This window comes from Micromonospora sp. NPDC005172 (genome assembly GCF_040608555.1).
Classification (GTDB): domain Bacteria; phylum Actinomycetota; class Actinomycetes; order Mycobacteriales; family Micromonosporaceae; genus Micromonospora.
The window spans coordinates 156327-173532 of sequence record NZ_JBEXIL010000010.1 but is presented as its reverse complement, the minus strand read 5'-3'; the positions used below and the strand labels follow the sequence as shown (position 1 = coordinate 173532).

The window sequence follows — 17206 nt, the reverse complement described above, 5'->3', positions numbered from 1 at the left end:
GGCATCAACGCGAAGTCCACCGGCATCTACAACATGGTCCGCGACTTCAAGTCCCGCGGTGTACCGATCGACTGCGTCGGCTTCCAGTCCCACCTGGGCACCTCGGTGCCGGGCGACTACCAGGCCAACCTGCAACGCTTCGCCGACCTGGGCGTCGACGTGCAGATCACCGAACTGGACATCACCCAGGGCTCGAACCAGGCCAACGCGTACGCCCAGGTCACCCGGGCCTGCATGGCCATCCCCCGCTGCACCGGCATCACGGTGTGGGGCGTACGGGACAGCGACTCGTGGCGCGGTAACGACAACCCGCTGCTGTTCGACCGTTCGGGCAACAAGAAGGCGGCGTACACCTCGGTCCTGAACGCCCTCAACGCGGGCAGCGGCACCCCGACCACGCCGCCGCCCACGACGCCGCCGCCGACCACGCCTCCGCCGACCACGCCGCCGCCCACGACCCCGCCGCCCACGACGCCGCCGCCGACCACCCCGCCGCCCACCGGTAGCGGTTGCAGCGCCTCGGTGTCGCTGAACTCCTGGAACGGTGGCTTCGTCGCCACTGTCAAGGTCAACGCGGGCTCGACGGCAGTACAGGGTTGGACGGTCCGGATCACCCTGCCCTCGGGCGCCGCCGTCACCAACAGCTGGAGCACGCAGGCCAGCGGCACGTCCGGCACCGTGGACTTCCGCAACGTCGACTACAACGGCCAGATCGGCGCGGGCGGTAGCACCGAGTTCGGTTTCCAGGGCACCGGCAACGGTCCGTCCGGCACCCCCACCTGCACCGCGAGCTGACCCGTCCCCGCTCAGCTCACCCCCTGGGCACCCCCGGGGCGTCGCGGACACCGCGCGCCCCGGGGGTGTTCGCCGTCCGACCGGGGCGGCCTACGTCAGCCGTCGAGGCAGGCGCGGACGGCGGCGGTGAGACGGTTGGCGCGCTCGTCGCCCGCGCCGTACATCTGGTTCACGACGTAACCGAACCCCACCTCGTGGTACGCGTCGGCGAAGGCCAGGTTGCCGCCGGCGCCGTCGTGGCCGAAGCTGCGCTCCCCCAGCAGCGGCCGGGCCGGCTCAGAGTGCAGCAGGAAGCCGGTGCCCCAGCGCTGGCCGGTGTCGGGCGGACCGTGCCGCTGTTGGCCCCGCGCGCGGACGACGACCGCGTCGTCGACCGACGCCCCGGTGAGCAGGGGTCCGCCGCCCACGTCGGACACGCAGGCGGCGTAGAGACGCGCCAGGCCCTCGGCGGTGCTCACCGCGCCCGCGCCCGGGATGCCGGCGGCCTGGATGACGGGGTCGTTGAAGCTGACCAGCCCGTCGGCGTCCGCGGGGAAGGCGTACGCGCCGCCCATGGTGATGCCCCGCTCGGCGACCGCGTCGACGAAGGGGTCGGCGTCCGGCGGCGAAGCCAGATCCCAGGCGACGCTGTCGCGCTCGGCGGCGGGCAGCCCGAGCCAGGTACGCAGCCCCAGCGGGCCCGCGACGCTGTCACGGAGGTACGCGCCGGGGAGCTGACCGGTGACGCGGCGGATGACCTCGCCGACGAGCCAGCCGTACGTCATCGAGTGGTAGCTGTGTGCCGTGCCCGGCTGCCACAGCGGCGTCTGCGCCTCGATCGCCGCGATGACCGGGTCCCACGCGAGCACCTCGGCGAGGGTCAGGGGCCGGTCCAGGGCCGGCAGACCGGCCTGGTGGGTGAGCAGCCACCGCACGGGGATGTCGGCCTTGCCGTGCTGGCCGAACTCCGGCCAGTAGCGCGTCACGGGCGCGTCGAGGTCGAGGCGTCCCTGCTGCGCCAGCAGGTACGCGCAGATCGCCAGGATCCCCTTGGTGCAGGAGAAGACGACGGCCGGCGTGTGCGCGGTCCAGGGGCGTCCGGTGCGGGTGTCGGCCAGCCCGCCGTACAGGTCGACGACCTTGCGGCCCCGCACGTAGAGGGCGACCGCGGCGCCGACCTCACCGCCGGAGGTGAAGTTGTCGCGGAAGGCGTCGGCGACGCGCCCGTAGCGCTCGTCGACGTCGCCGTGGATCTGCGGCTGCGTGGCCACTGCCTATCCCTTCAGTGAGCCCTGGATCAGGGCCTTGATGAACTGTCGCTGGAAGATCAGGAAGACGATCAGGGTAGGTGTGAGGATCAGCAGCGAGCCAGCGCACAGCAGCACCAGGTCGGTGCCCCACTGGCCCTGGAACGCGCCGAGCGCCCCGGCCATCGTCCGTTTGGTGGCGTCGTCGACGAGGACGATCGCGAGCAGGAACTGGTTCCACGTCCACAGGAACATCAGGATCGTCAGCGAGGCGATGGCCGGGCGGGCCAGCGGCACCTGGACCCGCCAGAACAGCTGCCAGGTGCTGCTGCCGTCCACACGGGCCGCCTCGGACAGCTCGACCGGCACGTTGGTGAAGTGGGCACGCATCCAGAACACCGCGAACGGCATGTAGAGGCCGATCAGCGGCAGGATGATGGCCCATCGGGTGTTGAGGAGGCCGAGGTCCTGCATCTGGTAGTAGAGCGGGGTGACCACTGCCTCGAAGGGCAGCGTGAGGCCGAGCAGCAGCAGGCCGAAGACGAGCCGGCCACCGGGTACCCGCAGCTGGCCCAGCCCGAAGCCGGCCATGGTGGCGATGAGCACGGAGACCGGCACGACGCCGGCCACGATGAGCAGGCTGGAGCGCAGCAGGGCGCCCATGTTGGCGGCGGTGAACGCGTCCGCGAAGTTCCCCCACTGCGGGTCCGACGGCCAGGCCAGACCGTCGGGCACGGTGCCCCGCGGTTGCAGGGCGGCCGAGAGCATGCTCACGAACGGCAGCAGGGTGACGAGGATCAGGGCGATCAGGAACACCCGCCCGGTCACCTGCTCACGTCGGCTCAGGTTCACGGCTTCTCCCCCCGGGTCAGTCGCTGGATGGGCAGCACGAACGCCAGCACCAGCAGCATCAGCACGACGGCGAGCGCCGAGGCGAGCCCCACCTGACGCTGCGAGAAGGCGAGCCGGTAGATCTCCAGGCCGGGAACCGTGGTCTGCAGGCCCGGACCACCGCTGGTGGAGATGTAGACGATGTCGAAGCTGGCCAGCGCGGCGATGATCGTCACGGTGAGGCAGACCCCGATCTCCTGGCGCAGGCTGGGCAGGGTCACCGCGAGGAACTCCCGGACCGGCCCCGCGCCGTCCAGACGGGCGGCCTCGTAGAGCGCCGGGTCGATCTTGCTCATGCCGGTCACCAGCAGGATCGTGCAGAGACCCAGCAGGACCCAGGCCCCGATCACTCCGACAGCGGGCAGCGCCGTGTCGAAGTCGCCCAACCACGCGCGGGCCACCCCACCCAGCCCGAGGGCGCGCAGCACCTGGTTGACCAACCCGTTTGTCGACAGGAGCCAGCTCCACGCGATGCCGGCCGCCACCAGGGGAATGACCTGGGGCAGGAACAGGATCGTCCGGACCACGGTCCCGAACGCGCCGGTGGTGATCCGACGGACCAGGCTCGCCACCAGCAGCCCGAGCGCGACCGGGATGAGGCTGAAGAAGACGATCAGGATGATCGCGTTGGAGATGATCTTCAGCAGGTCGCTGTCGGTGAACACCGTGACGTAGTTGTCCAGGCCCGCCCAGCGGGCCACGCCGATCCCGTTCCAGTCGTAGAGCGAGTACTGGACGGTCAGGGCGAGGGGACGTAGGACGAAGACCGCGTACATCACGAAGGCGGGCAGGACGTACAACCAGCCGGTTCCGGCCGCGCGGGCCCACCGGCGTCGGTGGGCCCGCGCGGAGGCGGAACGGGCGGTACGACCCGCAGGAGCAACCTGGCCGTCCCGCCCGGGTGGTGCGCTGCCGAGGGCAGACGTCATCGGGACAGTTCCTTCTCGTACTCGGCCTGGACCGCCTTCACGTACCCCTCGGGCGTCTGCTGGCCGGCGACCAGCTTCTGCATCTCCGGCGTGATCGCGGCGGCGAAGATGCCACCGGTCGCGTTCGCGGTGAAGTCCACCGCGCCGTTCTCGGCCCCGAGCTGCTGCGCCGCCTTGAGGGTCTCGGCCAGCACGGTGTTCGGCGCGGCGGCCGGCACCGGGAGGTCACTCGGGCCGCCCGGGCTGGAGCCGCCGACCGTCACGGCGATCTCCCGCGCCTTGGCGTCGGTGTGGACCCAGTTCAGGAAGAAGGCGGCGGCGTCCGGGTTCTTGGCCTTCGCGGATACACCGAAGGTGTTGGGGGCGGACATCGCGACGTGCTTGGCGCCGGCGGCCTCCCCGGGGAACAGGAAGAAGCCCACGTTGCCGGGCATCGCCTTGTCGAGATTGGCCGACTCCCAGTCGCCGTTGAACATGAACAGGCCGTTGCCCTTCTGGAACTGCCCCACCATGCCCGCGTAGTCCAGGGCGTTGGCGTCCTTGGTGAAGTAGCCGGCCTGGGCCCACTTCTGGATGGTCTGGGTGGCCTTCAGCGCGGCCGGCGTGTCGAAGGTGGCACCCGGCTTCTGGAAGATCCAGTCGGCGACCTGGGCCGGGTCGCCGAACTGGTTCTGCAGCGCCTGGTGCGGGAAGTTGATGCCGGCGGTGTTCTTGTTGAACTGCATGATCGGCTGGATCCCGCTGGTCTTCGCCTTCGCGAGCAACTGCTCGAACTCCGCGACCGTGGCCGGCGGCTGGGTCATGCCGACCTGGCTGGCCAGCTTCTTGTTGTAGAACACGCCGGTGACGCTGTAACCGAGCCCCATGCCGTAGAGCGATCCGGTCCCCCGGGTCTTCTGGTCGCCGACGCGCAACTGCACGAGCTGCGACGCGGGGAACCTGTCCCAGCCGTACGCGGTGACGTACGGGTCGAGGTTCTTGAGCAGGTCGTCCTTCACGAGGTCGACCATCGTGGGGAGCCGGATGATGTCAGGCGCGTTGTCCGAGGCCATCACGCGCGGCGCGTTCTCCACGATGACCGTGAACTGGTCCTCGCGGATGGTGAACGTGACGTTCGGGTGCTGCTTGGAGAACTCGTCGGCCAGCGCCTTGGCCAGGGGGAAACCGGTCTCCGCGTACATCTGGAGGGTGACCGGCCCGGTGCCCAGGTCCGTCTTGACGGCGGCGTCGGGCCCGGCGGTCGACGAACGGTCGGCCCCCGGCGCGCTGCACGCCGTCGCGGCGAGCCCGAGCACCAGCAGCGGCGCGAGGACCAGCGCGCCGCGTCGCGGGAATGTCGTCAGGGTTTCTGCCATGTCATGACTCCTATGTTCCTCCGCGCGTCGGGCGGCCCATGGCCGCGCGACGGCTCCACCGGGGCCCTCGCGCCGGGCGAGAGACCACGACACCAGGGCCGCGACCGTCGCGCCGCCGCGCACGTGTACGGACGTTCAGCGCGGCGACCGGCAGTGTCTCCCGACGCGCCAAAAGTGGTCGCTAAACTGATTTAGCAGAGCATGCGCGTGACACTGGAGGCTGTCAAGGACAACCTGGCAACGGTCCGGAAACATCGGGTTCACACCGCGCCCGACCCGACCGGGGGCCGGGCTCCGGGTGCCGACGCATCATGATGAGCAGGAGCGGAGCCCGTGGCACCGCGCCTGATTCGGAGGACTGATGGGCCGCAACAGAGCAACCCTGGCCGACGTCGCGCGGCGAGCAGGGCTGTCCAAGACCGCCGCGTCGATGGTGCTCAACGGCAGAGAGGGCACGCGGCTCTCGGCCGAGGCACACCAGCGCGTGTTCGCCGCCGCCGAGGAGCTGGGCTACCGGCCGAACCTCGCGGCGCGCAGCCTCCGTACCCGCAAGACCGCGACCATCGCGTTCGTCTCCGACATCGTCGCCACCACCCGCTTCGCCGGCGGTCTCATCCGCGGCGCGCTGGACGCGGCCCGGGAACGCGACCACGTGCTGCTCATCACCGAGACGCAGGGCGACGCCACGTTCGAGCAGTACGCCATCGAGGCCATGCTCGACCGGCAGGTCGACGGGGTGATCTACGCGGCGATGGCCACCCGGCGGCTGATGGTGCCGCCGGCCATCCTCGGCGGCCCCGTGGTGCTGCTCAACGCCACCAGCTCCGACGGCCTGCCCTGCGTGCTTCCCGACGACGACCGGGCCGGTCGCGCCGTCGCCACCGCCCTGTTGGAGCACGGTCACCGCGACGCCATCGCGCTCATCGGGCGCAACCGGCTCAAGGAGGGCGACCCGGAGATCTCCCTCGCCGCCCGGGCCCGCCTGCGCGGCATCCAGCAGGCGCTGGGCGACGCGGGCGTCACGCTCCTCACGGAGTCCTTCTGCACCGAGTGGCTGCCCGAGCACGGCTATGCCGCCACCCGGGCGCTCCTGAACAGGCCGCAGCGACCGAGCGCGATCATCTGCATGAACGACCGGCTGGCGTTCGGCGCCTACCAGGCACTCGGCGAGGCGGGCCTGAGCGTCCCGGACGACATCTCGGTGATCTCGTTCGACGACGACCCGATCGCGGCCTGGTTGCGCCCGAGCCTGGCGACCACGGCGCTGCCACACGAGCTGATGGGCCGGCGCGCGGTCGAGCTGCTCCTCGACGGTGGCGCCGCCGAACCGTCGTTCGTCGCCATGCCGCTGCGCCGCCGCCGGTCCCTGGCGCCTCCCGCCCGCTGACCCCGCCTCGCCCCGGCCGAGGCGGACGAACGACAGGCCCGGCCCGGGACGCTGTCGCCCCGGACCGGACCTGTCGGTACTGCTGTCAACGCCTACATCGGAGCCCCTGAACAGACCGGCTAGCGCTGCGTCCAGCGTTGGTTGGCGGCGCCGTTGCAGGTCCACAGGAGCACCGTCGTGCCGTTGGCGGTTCCGTTGTTGTTCACGTCGAGACACAGGCCGGACTGCGCCCCGCTGATCGTGCCGTTCGAGTTGAACGTCCACCGCTGGTTGGCGCCGCCGTTGCAGTCCCAGATCTGGGCCTTGCTGCCGGCTGTGGCGTTGGTGGGAGCGTCCAGGCACTTGCCGAGCGACTGGAGGGTCTGCCCGCTGGACGTCCAGCGCTGGTTGGCCGCCCCGTTGCAGTCCCAGATCACCGGCTGGGTGCCGTTGGTGGTGTTGCTCTGCGGAACGTCCAGGCAGCGTCCGGAGGCCGCGCTGGCCAGCGCGAAGGAGGTCGTCGACGGCGGCGGCGTGGTCGGCGGGGCCGTGGTCGGCGGCGGGGTGCTGGTGTCGCCGCCGCTGACCCGGTACACCACCGTGCCGTGCGCCGGGACGCTGGCGGAGATGGAGCCGGTGCTCGTGCTGGTGCTGTTGCTCCAGGCGTCCACCAGGGTGAAGGAGCTGCCGGACTTGCCGACGGCGGCGGCCGAGGTGGAGATCGTCGTCGTCGAACCGCCCTGGTTGAACAGGGCGACGGCGACGTCGCCGTTGGCCAGCCGCTTGGCCAGCACGCGGCGGGTGCCGTCGAACGACACCTGGCTGGCCTGCAACCCGAGGGCGTCCTGGTTGATGGCGATCAGGTACGGGTTCTTGAGGATCGTCTGCGTCGCGGAGTTCATGTTGCGGACGTCGTTGCCGGCGATCAGCGGCGACGCCATGATCGCCCACATCGCGAAGTGGCTGCGCATCTCGGTGTCGTTCATGCCACCGCGGCCGACCTCCATCATGTCCGGGTCGTTGAACCCACCCGGACGCGCGTACGAGGCCATCGGAACGGTCACGTTGATGATGTTCTGGATGCCCATCGGGTAACCGTTGGTCTGCCCGGTGTCCCACGCGTTGGTGATGTCCTCGGTGGTCCGCCACATGTTCGCCACGTCGCCCCAGTTGCGCTGCGGGCCGGTCTTGGCGTGGATGCTGTTGGAGTTGATGCTGTAGACGATGGGCCGGCCGGTCGCGGCCAGCGCGTCCCGCATCTTCGCGAACGTGGTGACCTGGTCGTTGATGCTGCCGTTCGGCGAGCACCAGTCGTACTTGAGGAAGTCGACACCCCAGGCGGCGAACTGCCGGGCGTCCTGCGCCTCGTGGCCCTGGCTGCCGGTCGCGCCGGGATAGCTGTTGAAGTACTGGGCGCAGGTCTTGTCGACCGGCACCTGGTAGAGGCCGAACTTCAGCCCCCGGGCGTGCAGATAGTCGCCGAGCGCCTTCATCCCGCTGGGGAAGCGGGTGGGGTCGCCCTGGAGGTTGCCGGCGCTGTCACGGTTCGGGTTGAACCAACAGTCGTCGACCACGACGTACTGGTAGCCGAGATCGCGCATTCCGTTGCTGACCATCGCGTCGGCGGTCTGCCGGATCAGCCCCTCGCTGATGTTGCAGCCGAACGAGTTCCAGCTGTTCCACCCCATCGGGGGTGTCCGGGCGACGCCGTTCTCCAGCGCCTGCGCCCCGGGCGCACGTAGACCGACGAGGGCGGCGGCCACGAGCAGACCGGCCGCCGCGGCCCGCCCCCAGTAGCGGGCTCGGACGTTTCGCTTCATACGGGAGCGTCCTTTCGATAGTGCCGTCCACGGAGGACGGCCGCCCGGATGAGGCGGGCACCGTCTTGCCACTGTTAGCGTTAACAGCAGACGCCGGTCATATTACGGAGCCGTTTCGTCGAATTCAACTACTTCCATGTCTTGGCGCACCGCCGCCCGAGGTTTCGCTCTGCGCGGTGCACCCGCTGGTTCGCACGAGGGCGTCCCTCGACGACCGACCCGAGGAGGTGGTGAGCACCGAGGCGCCGATACCGTGCAGGCCGACGTACGCGGCGGGCTGGCTGCCGCCGCTGCACCCGCTGAGCTGGGTGCCGCCGCTGAAGACGTGACCTCTACGGGTTAGCGTTAACACATCCACCGGTGAATGGCCGGCATCGATGGCGGGCCGCATTCTCGCGGTTGCCGCCACCGGGGAGCCCCGGCCGGGGTGCGGCCGGCCGGGGCGAGCCCATGTCAGCTGCGCAACTGCCACTGCTGGTTGGTGCCGCCGTTGCACGACCACAGGATGAGCTTCGTGCCGTTCGCCGTGCCGGCGCCGTTCGCGTCCAGGCAGAGGCCCGACTGCACGCCGGTGATCGTGCCGTTGGCGTTGACGTTCCACTGCTGGTTGGCCTGGCCGTTGCAGTCCCAGATCACCACGGCGGTGCCGTTGGCGCTGCCCTGGCCGGAGGCGTCCAGGCACTTGTTGCCGTACACCATGAGCTGCCTGCTCGCGGTGGCGGTCCACCGCTGGTTGGCGGCCCCGCTGATGCAGTCCCAGAGCTGGGCCTGCGTCCCGTTGGTGGTGCTGGAGTTGCCGATCTCGGCGCAGCGACCCGACTGGACGCCGACGAGCTGCGCGCTCTGCGGGTTGGTGCTGCCCCCGCTCTGGACACCGGCCGCGGCGATCACGGACTGCGCGCCCGACGGCCAGCTCCCGTTGGAGACCGTGACGTTGCTGTTGACGACGTTGCCGCGGTCCCCGTTGGTCACGTTGGTGCTGCCGTTGGACGACCAGTTGTTGGTGACCGTGAAGTTGCCCATGTTCTCGGCGTAGTAGTAGTTCGCGGTGGCCCAGGTGCCGGTGGAGGAGAACACGTTGTTGCGGGCGGTGTAGTAGCGCGAGCCCTCGTCGAAGTAGAGCCCGAACCAGCCGTTGGTACGCAGGCAGTAGTTCTGGTTGATGGTCCCGCCCGGGTTCGCCGAGAGCGTGTAGATGCACCCGCCGTCGGTCATCTGCTGCATCACGTCGTGCACGTAGTTGCCGACGACCTGGTTGTTGGCCGCGGTGGTGGCCGTCGAATAGCGGGGCTGGTAGTTGTAGAGGCCCCGGTTGGCGTAGTGCTGGCTGCCGCCGGCGTCGTTGGCACCCCAGCCGTAACCCACCGACAGGCCGGTGTACGGCATGTTGTAGACCTCGTTGTGCGAGACCAGCGAGGTGTTGACGTAGGTGGTCAGGATCGACACCACGCCCCGGTACTCCACACCCAGGTCGTGCACCCGGTTGTTGCTGATGGTGACGTTCCGGTTGACCATCCGCTGGTCGCCGGGGTGGTGGGCGTCGGCGCGCACGCCGCCGACCACGATGCCGCCGGCGGAGTTACGGGCGATCTCGGAGCGGGTGACCGTGATGTTGCTGGTGCCCAGCCCGACACCGCTCGCGTGGGCGTTGGCGTCGTTGCCGATGCCGATGGCCGTCTGACCGAGGTTGACGAACTGGGAGTCAGCGAAGGAGATGGTGTTGGCGGCGGAGACCTGCACGGCGGCCGGCATCTGTGCCCAGCTCGGGCGGGTGGCCTCGAACAGGGGGCAGCCCTCCTGGCAGGAGGTCAGCGCGTCGGACGGACGGGCCCAGGTGCCGACGATGTGCGCGCCGGTCTGCTGGTCGGCGAAACCGTTGCTGCTGCTCGGGCCGAGCCAGCTGGTGCCGGTGAAGGTGATGCCGCTGAACGAGATGTGGTGCGCGGGCGCGTCGTACGTGCCACCCACGCTGACCAGCGACTGCACCTGCGGCAGCTCCACGCTCACGCTGCTCATGTTCTGCCCGGAGAGCGGGATGTAGTTGAGCTGGCCGCTGCCCGGGTTGAGGTACCACTCCCCCGGCGAGTCGAGGAACTCGTACGCGTTGGCCAGGTAGAACGGGCCGGCCCGGTGCGGGCGGGACAGGGTGTCGAAGCCGAACGTGTTGTTGTTCCAGGCCGGCTGCTGCATCGTCAGGAAGTTTCCGCTGATGCTCTGCACGGGCGAGTACCGGTCGGTGAACGAGCCGACGCTCTCCACCTCCACCCGGCTCTGGTTACCGACGTTGTTCAGGTAGCTCAGCGCGCTGTTGCTGAACCGCATGCCGCTCGTGGTGAAGGTGAAGTCGGCGCGGTTGACGGCGGTACGCGCCCGGGTGGCGATGGCGCCGTTGACGTAGAGCTGCCGGCTGTCCAACCCGGCGGGGACGCTGGCCCTCCAGATGTTCTTCCCGGAGTCGACGAGCGACCACCCGGTGACCGCCCGCGCGCCGCTGATCGTCGGGCGGGCCGAGGCTGCCGCCCGCCAGATCACCTGGTAGCCGTTGGTGCCGGAGTCGGCGGCGGTCAGGCGCAGCGGCGACGTGAGCCGGTAGACGCCGTCGGCCAACTCCACGACGATGTCGCCCGACATGGAGCTGTTGAGCGTACGTACCGCAGCCTGCGCGCCGCTCAGCGAGCACGGCTGGCTCGATGAGCAGGTGCTACCGCTGCCGGCCGGGGACGCGTAGAGGGTGGTGGTGGCCGCGGCGGCCGGTGTGGCCGAGACGGTCACGGCGACCAGAGCGGTCAGTGCCGCCGTGGCGGCGCCGGCGAGGAGCCTGCGCGCCATGGGGATGGATGAGACGGACACGGGGCGATCTCCTGTGGTGGTGGGGGTGGGGGACGTGGATCGGTGGGGTTAGCGCTAACAACGTGGGCATGCCGACGCCAGGTCAGGCGACGACCTTCCGGAGATGGTGCAGACCGTCGAGGGCGAGGCGGTCCTGGGAGGGGGCCAGGGGCCGCCAGATCGACGCGGCGGTGGCGATTGTCGCGTTGTCGGCCGTGAACGACTCGATGCAGACCGCGCCCCGATAGCCGGTGCCCCGCAGGACGGAGAAGAAGCGGGGCCAGTCGAAGTGGTCAGCCCCGGGAGCGCCCCGGTCGGTGCCGCTGACCTGGACGTGCTTGATGTGCGGGCCGGCCAGCGCGAGGGCGGCGTAGGGGTCGGCCTCCTCGATGTTCATGTGATAGGTGTCGATCATGATGCCGACGCTCGGGGGCAGGCCGTCGATCAGCTCGATCGTCTGCTCGACGGTGTTGACCACGCTCGTCTCGTAGCGGTTCAGCGCCTCGACGCCGATGCTCACGCCGCACTCGCCGGCCCGGTCGGCGACCGGCGCGAGAGCCCGCCGGAAGTCGGCGTAGCAGGCCACCCGGGCCGCCGCCGACATCCGCCAGGTACGGCCGACCGCCGCGTACACCGGGCCGCCGACGCAGGGCGCGCCGACCGCCGCCGCGCTCGCCACACACCCCATGAGGTACGCGACTGTCGACTCGACGACGGCCGGCGTGGCATCCACCAGGTCCCGCCCGGGCGGGGTGACCGCGCAGACCCCGGCCGCGACGAGGCCGTGCGCGGCCAGCAGGTCCCGCGTGCGGGCCGGGTCCCAGTCGCCGGGCTGCTCGATCGGCAGTTCGACCGCGTCGAACCCGAAGGAGGCGATCCGCGGGATCAGCCGGGCGAGGGCCTCGTCGTCGACCGGCGAGGCCCACACCCAGGGGTTGACGCCGATGGCGTACACCGCAACCTACTTCCAGCGCTGCGGATAGCCGGGCAGGTCGCGGCAGCCGCACATCGCGTAGTGCAACGGCGGCATGCTCGCGTCCAGGTACTGGTCCAGGTTGTCCTGGGTGACCGTGGGCTGCGGCAGCTTCCACGGGTTGGAGACCTGGGTCCCGTCGAGGATGTTCAGCGCGGCGATGATCGGCGTCCGCCACTGGTACGTCGGGTAGGTCGGCGCGATGGCGGTGAGCTTCTTGTCCTTCCACAGCTTCAGGAAGTCGAGCTGGTCCTCGCCGTTCATCGGCGGTACCGGCTTGCCGGCGTCCTGGAAGGCCTCGACCGCCGCCACGGCGACCGCTCCGGCGTCCATCCAGACACCGTCGATCGTGCCGTACCGCTGGATGTAGTCGTTCACGATCTTCTTGGTCTTGGCGGGGTCGCCGTCGGTGAACTCCACGCCCACGACGTCGACCTTCGCCTTGTCCAGTGCGATCTTCGCGGCGGACCAGCGGGTCTCCAGCACGTCGACGCCGGGCAGGATACGCAGGGCCAGCACCTTGCCGCCGGGCTTCATCTTCTGGCTGACGAACTCCGCGCCCACGTGACCGAAGCCGTAGCCGCCGACCGGGTTGATGAACGTCACCGGGCAGGTGGTGTTGACGCCGCGGTCGAAGACGACCACCGGCAGGCCGGCCTTGCAGGCGGCCTCGACGGCCGGGGTGAGCGTGGCGGTGGTGTTCGGCGACACGATGAGCGCGTCGCACTTCTTGCCGAGCAGATCGTTGATGTCGGCGATCTGCTTCTGGTCCTTGCCCTCGGCGTCGACGTGCACGAACTCGCTGATGCGGGAACGCTGCGCCTCGACCTCGGCCTGCATGGTCTTGAACCCGACCTGCCGCCACGGGTTGTTCAGCGCCGCGTTGGAGAAGCAGATCTTGTGCGGACCGGCCTTCTTGAACTTCGCGGTGTCGACCATCTTCGGGTTGAGCACCTGCTCCCACGGCTTGTCGGCCGGGCCCGTCGGTGCGGCGTCGAGCAGCGCCAGCTCATTGTCGTAGTCGGCCTGCACGAAGAACTTGGACTGCTCCCCGGTGCCGGACCCGGCGGCGGCGGACGCGCTGCCGGACGGGGAGGCGGTCGGCTCGTCGGTGGCACACCCGGCGGTGGCCAGTGCCAGCACACCCACCGCGGCCAGGGCGGTCATGGATCGTCTCATCGAATCACCTTTATCTTGAGGAGGAGGAACGCGAAGCCGAGACCGCCACGGCGAGCAGAATGATCACGCCCTGGACGGTCGATCTGAGGGCACCGGAGACGCCGGTGAAGTTCATCAGCGCGAAGAGCGTCTCGAGGGTCAGCGCACCGAGCATCGCCCCGACGACCGAGCCGCGACCGCCGCCGAGGGCGACCCCACCGAGCACGACGGCGGTGATCGCCCCGAACTCCAGGCCGACGCCGGCCTGGAACGACACCCCGCTGTACCCGCCGAGCAGGATCGCCGCGATCGCCGCCGCGACGCCGCTGAGCACGAACGCGATCGTCTTGGTGAGTCCGACGCGTACGCCGCTCATCTCGGCGGTGCGCGGATTGTCCCCGACCGCGACGAGCGTGCGGCCGAAGTCCGAGCGGGTCAGCACCACGGCGATCACGGCGACCACCACGAGGACGATCAGCGCGTACGGAATCCGGCCCAGCAGTGGCACGTCCTCGATGGCCCGTCGGCCGAACCGGCGGAACTCCTCCGAGAGGCCGCCCTTCGGCGCGCCGTCGGACCACAGGTACACGGCGCCCACGAGGATCAGGAACATGCCGAGGGTGGTGATGAAGGACGGCACCCGCAGCACCGTGGTGACCACGCCGTTGACCAACCCGACGAACGCGCCGCCGACGAGCAGCAGCGCGACCACCGGCCAGGTGCGCGACGGATCACTGTCGATGAGGCGGGCGGCGACGACGACCTGCGCAGTGACCAGGGAACCCACCGAGAGGTCGAACTCCCCGCTGACGATCACGAAGTACTGACCGGCGGCGAGCAGGATGATCGGCGCGGAACGGCCCAGGAACGACATCAGCGAACCCGGGGCGAGGAAGTCGGGTTGGACGAACGCGATGAGGATCAGCAGCACCGCAAGGAGCGCGGCGATCGGCGCGATCCCGTCGGGACGGATCCGCAGGGTGAGCGGACGACGCTCGGCGACCCGCATGGTCAGGACCCCGCCTTTCGCATGGCCCGTCGGGCGTAGACGGCGACCGCGGCGATGATGATCACTCCGCGGATCACCTGCTTGAAGAACGCGTCGACCTCGAGCTGGTTGAAGACCGCGTCGATGCTGGCGAGCAGCAGCACGCCGCCGATCGTGCCGAGGACTCCCCCGCGACCGCCCGCGAGGGCGGTGCCGCCGAGGACCACCGCGGCGATGGACTCCAGGTCGTAGAGCCCTTCGGTGCCCACCCGTGGAGCGCCGGAGCCGAGTCGGCTGGCCAGATAGACCCCGGCCAGGCCGGCGCAGAGGGAGCACAGCATGTGGGCCGTGACCAGGACCCGGTCGTTGCGGACGCCGGAGAGCCGGGCGACCTCCGGATCGCCGCCGACGGCGACCAGGTGGTGACCGAACCGGGTGCGCGAGAGTGCGAACCAGGCCGCCGCGGTCACCGCCAGCAGCAGCAGGAAGGACACCGGCACCGGACCGATCCGCTGGTATCCCAGGGTCCGCACGAGCGCGGGGGCGCTCTCGCCGGCCGGGCCGTCGTATCCGTTGTCGAGGTAGCCCTTGAGCAGCAGCCCGACGCCGAGGGTCGCGATGAACGCGTTGATCCGCAGCTTGGTGACGAGCAGCCCGTTGAGCAACCCGACGCCGGCGCTGACCGCGAGGGCGAGCCCGATCGCCGGCAGCAGCGCGCCGTCGCTGCCGTTCATCGCCTCGGCCGCCACCAGCGTGCTCAGACTGATCACGAACGCCACGGAGAGGTCGAGAGAACCACCGAGGATGACCAGGGTCTGCCCGACCGCGACGAGCCCGAGGCCGGCGGCGACGTGCAGCAGACTCACCGTCGTCGACTGGTTGAAGAGCTGACCGCCGTCGAGCATGACGATCAGCCAGCCGACGACGAGGGTGAGGGCCAGAGCCACGTACACACCCGGCACCGCGCGGCGGGCCGGACGCAGCGACAGGGCGGTCATGAGACGACCTCTCGGACGGTGCCGACCGCCAGGGCGACCACGTCCTCCTCGGTCGCGCCGGCGGGCAGCTCGCCCGCGATCCGGCCGTCGCGCAGGACGACGATCCGGTCGCTCATGCCGAGCAGCTCCGGCAGTTCGGACGAGATCATCAGGACGGCCGCGCCGTCGCTGGCGAGGCGGCGGACCAGATCGTGGATGGCGGACTTCGCGCCAACGTCGATGCCCCGGGTCGGCTCGTCGAAAATCAGGATCCGTGGTTTCAGCGCGAGCCAACGGGCCAGGACGACCTTCTGCTGGTTGCCCCCGGAGAGGAAGCGGATCTCCTGGTCGTCGCCGGCGGCGCGGACCTCCACGGCGGCGAGCAGCTCGCGTACCCGTGCGGTGCGGGCGGCACGGCCGGACCGTGCCGCGAAGACGGCCCGGCTGGCGAGCAGCGCGTTGTCGAGCACCGACTGCCGCGCCACGATGCCCTCACCCTTGCGGTCCTCGGTGACGTACGCGATGCCGGCCCGCATCGCGGCGCGCGGTGAACGCAGCCGCACCGGCCTACCGTCGAGCTCGACGTCGCCGGTCGTGAACGGCGCCACGCCGAAGAGCGCACGGGCCAGCGCGGATCGTCCGGAGCCCTGCAGGCCGCCCACGCCGAGCACCTCGCCGGCGCGTAGTTCGAGGTCCACGTCGCGCAGCTTGCGGTTGCCGCCGCCACGGACGGTCAGCCGTACCGACCCGCGGTCGTCGGGGCCGGCCCGGTCGGGGTAGTAGCTGGACAGCTCACGGCCGACCATGTGCCGCACCAACTCGTCGGCGTTGGTCTGCGCGGTGTCCACCGTGGTCACACGACGACCATCCTTGAGCACTGTGATCCGGCTGGACAGGTCGAAGACCTCGGTGAGCCGGTGCGAGACGTACAGCAGAGCGATGCCGCGCTCCTGGAGCCTGCGTACCAACCCGTAGAGCAGCTCGACCTCCTGATCTGCCAGCGCCGCGGTCGGCTCGTCCATGATGAGCAGCCGCGCGTCCAGGGCGAGCGCCTTGGCGATCTCGACGACCTGTTGCTGGGCGACGCCCAGCCGCCCGACCCGGGCGTCGGCCGGCAACGCGGTCTCGCCGATTGAGGCGAGGAGTTCGCGGGTGCGGTCGAGCATCGCGCGACGGTCGACCAGGCCGCGCCGGACCGGCTCGTGGCCCAGGTAGACGTTCTCCGCGACGGTGCGCTCGGGCAGGAGGTTGAACTCCTGGTGGATGATGCCGACGCCGGCCCGCTGTGCGTCGCGGGGGCCGTGGAACGAGCGCGGTTGGCCGGCCAACTCGATGGCACCCTCGTCCGGGGCGTACCCACCGGAGACGATCTTCATGAGCGTCGACTTCCCGGCGCCGTTCTCGCCGACGACGGCGTGCACCTCACCCGGTGCGACGTCGAGGTCGACACCCTCGAGAACGCGGACACCGAGGAAGGACTTGCCGATGCCCCGTAGGGCCAGCAGCGGTGCCGGTGGTGGGTCTGACATCCCGATAGCCCTTACAGATAGTAGTCATCGACGGGAACAGCACAACGGCCGGTAGGCCGTTCGGCGCGCTGAGCGACGCACTTTCGCAGGCTGGTGCAGAACTTGCGTTTTTATGGTGCAAACATTTCCTTGACATCGAGGAAACATCACACGTATGAAGATAGATGTTTGGATGCGGGTCCGCAATCCTCCATCTGCGGCGACTGCCAGGCCCGGCACTCGATCGGCGCGAGTGTCGACACGGACGAGTCAGGCCCGAGCACCCCTACCGAGGGGTAACATCCGACGCTCGACGTTTCATTGACACCTGTCGATGGATAGCTCATCCTGACCTCGCAGACCATGGACGAGATCACAGCCCACATCACGC

The 17206-nt window shown here is 69.9% G+C and carries 14 protein-coding genes; 3 read left to right on the top strand and 11 right to left on the bottom strand.

The window, feature by feature from the left end; translation table 11 throughout:
* Positions 1–795: endo-1,4-beta-xylanase (locus ABZV06_RS09825; RefSeq protein ID WP_355620177.1), on the top strand; the 795-nt coding region annotated here is incomplete at its 5' end.
* 95 nt (positions 796–890) lie between these two features.
* Here the strand turns inward: ABZV06_RS09825 and ABZV06_RS09820 are convergent.
* From ABZV06_RS09820 to ABZV06_RS09805, 4 genes are read right to left on the bottom strand one after another with little or no spacing between them, the layout of a single operon-like run.
* Positions 891–2045, bottom strand: a complete 1155-nt coding sequence (locus ABZV06_RS09820; protein ID WP_355241098.1) for a serine hydrolase domain-containing protein — start codon at positions 2043–2045, stop codon at positions 891–893.
* A 3-nt stretch (positions 2046–2048) separates the two neighbouring features.
* On the bottom strand, positions 2049–2873 hold the full coding sequence (locus ABZV06_RS09815; protein ID WP_354857223.1) for a carbohydrate ABC transporter permease: 825 nt from the start codon (positions 2871–2873) through the stop codon (positions 2049–2051).
* The gene (locus tag ABZV06_RS09810; protein WP_355241095.1) at positions 2870–3841 is read right to left on the bottom strand and encodes a sugar ABC transporter permease; all 972 of its coding nucleotides are present in this window, start codon (positions 3839–3841) and stop codon (positions 2870–2872) included. Before ABZV06_RS09810 ends, ABZV06_RS09815 begins: the two co-directional genes overlap by 4 nt.
* Positions 3838–5196, bottom strand: coding sequence for an extracellular solute-binding protein (locus ABZV06_RS09805; protein WP_355241092.1), 1359 nt, complete (start codon positions 5194–5196; stop codon positions 3838–3840). Before ABZV06_RS09805 ends, ABZV06_RS09810 begins: the two co-directional genes overlap by 4 nt.
* Before the next feature lie 361 nt (positions 5197–5557).
* Between ABZV06_RS09805 and ABZV06_RS09800 the strand changes: the two genes are divergently transcribed.
* Entirely contained in the window at positions 5558–6583 is a 1026-nt protein-coding gene (locus ABZV06_RS09800) for a LacI family DNA-binding transcriptional regulator (protein WP_355241089.1), read from the top strand.
* Positions 6584–6702: 119 nt separating this feature from the next.
* Here ABZV06_RS09800 and ABZV06_RS09795 read toward each other — a convergent pair whose 3' ends face one another.
* Positions 6703–8382: a ricin-type beta-trefoil lectin domain protein gene (locus ABZV06_RS09795; RefSeq protein ID WP_355241086.1), complete on the bottom strand. Its 1680-nt coding sequence runs from the start codon at positions 8380–8382 to the stop codon at positions 6703–6705.
* Between the two features lie 176 nt (positions 8383–8558).
* Between ABZV06_RS09795 and ABZV06_RS09790 the strand changes: the two genes are divergently transcribed.
* On the top strand, positions 8559–8711 hold the full coding sequence (locus tag ABZV06_RS09790; protein ID WP_355620174.1) for a hypothetical protein: 153 nt from the start codon (positions 8559–8561) through the stop codon (positions 8709–8711).
* A gap of 124 nt (positions 8712–8835) precedes the next feature.
* Here the strand turns inward: ABZV06_RS09790 and ABZV06_RS09785 are convergent, their stop codons facing one another.
* The 6 genes from ABZV06_RS09785 to ABZV06_RS09760 all read right to left on the bottom strand — a co-directional run bounded on the left by ABZV06_RS09785 (position 8836) and on the right by ABZV06_RS09760 (position 16836).
* Positions 8836–11211 carry an RICIN domain-containing protein gene (locus tag ABZV06_RS09785; RefSeq protein WP_355620171.1) on the bottom strand — a complete coding sequence of 792 codons (2376 nt, stop codon included), beginning with the start codon at positions 11209–11211 and terminating at the stop codon, positions 8836–8838.
* Positions 11212–11314: 103 nt separating this feature from the next.
* The gene (locus ABZV06_RS09780; protein WP_355620168.1) at positions 11315–12166 is read right to left on the bottom strand and encodes a sugar phosphate isomerase/epimerase family protein; all 852 of its coding nucleotides are present in this window, start codon (positions 12164–12166) and stop codon (positions 11315–11317) included.
* Between the two features lie 6 nt (positions 12167–12172).
* A complete protein-coding gene (locus tag ABZV06_RS09775) occupies positions 12173–13363 on the bottom strand; it encodes a substrate-binding domain-containing protein (protein WP_355241074.1) in 1191 nt (396 codons plus the stop codon).
* Positions 13364–13373: 10 nt separating this feature from the next.
* The gene (locus tag ABZV06_RS09770) at positions 13374–14351 is read right to left on the bottom strand and encodes an ABC transporter permease (RefSeq protein ID WP_355241071.1); all 978 of its coding nucleotides are present in this window, start codon (positions 14349–14351) and stop codon (positions 13374–13376) included.
* A gap of 2 nt (positions 14352–14353) precedes the next feature.
* Entirely contained in the window at positions 14354–15328 is a 975-nt protein-coding gene (locus ABZV06_RS09765) for an ABC transporter permease (protein ID WP_355241068.1), read from the bottom strand.
* Complete coding sequence (locus tag ABZV06_RS09760) at positions 15325–16836, bottom strand: sugar ABC transporter ATP-binding protein (protein WP_355620165.1); 1512 nt, start codon at positions 16834–16836, stop codon at positions 15325–15327. The genes ABZV06_RS09765 and ABZV06_RS09760 overlap by 4 nt, the downstream gene beginning before the upstream one ends.
* Positions 16837–17206 lie beyond the last annotated feature (370 nt).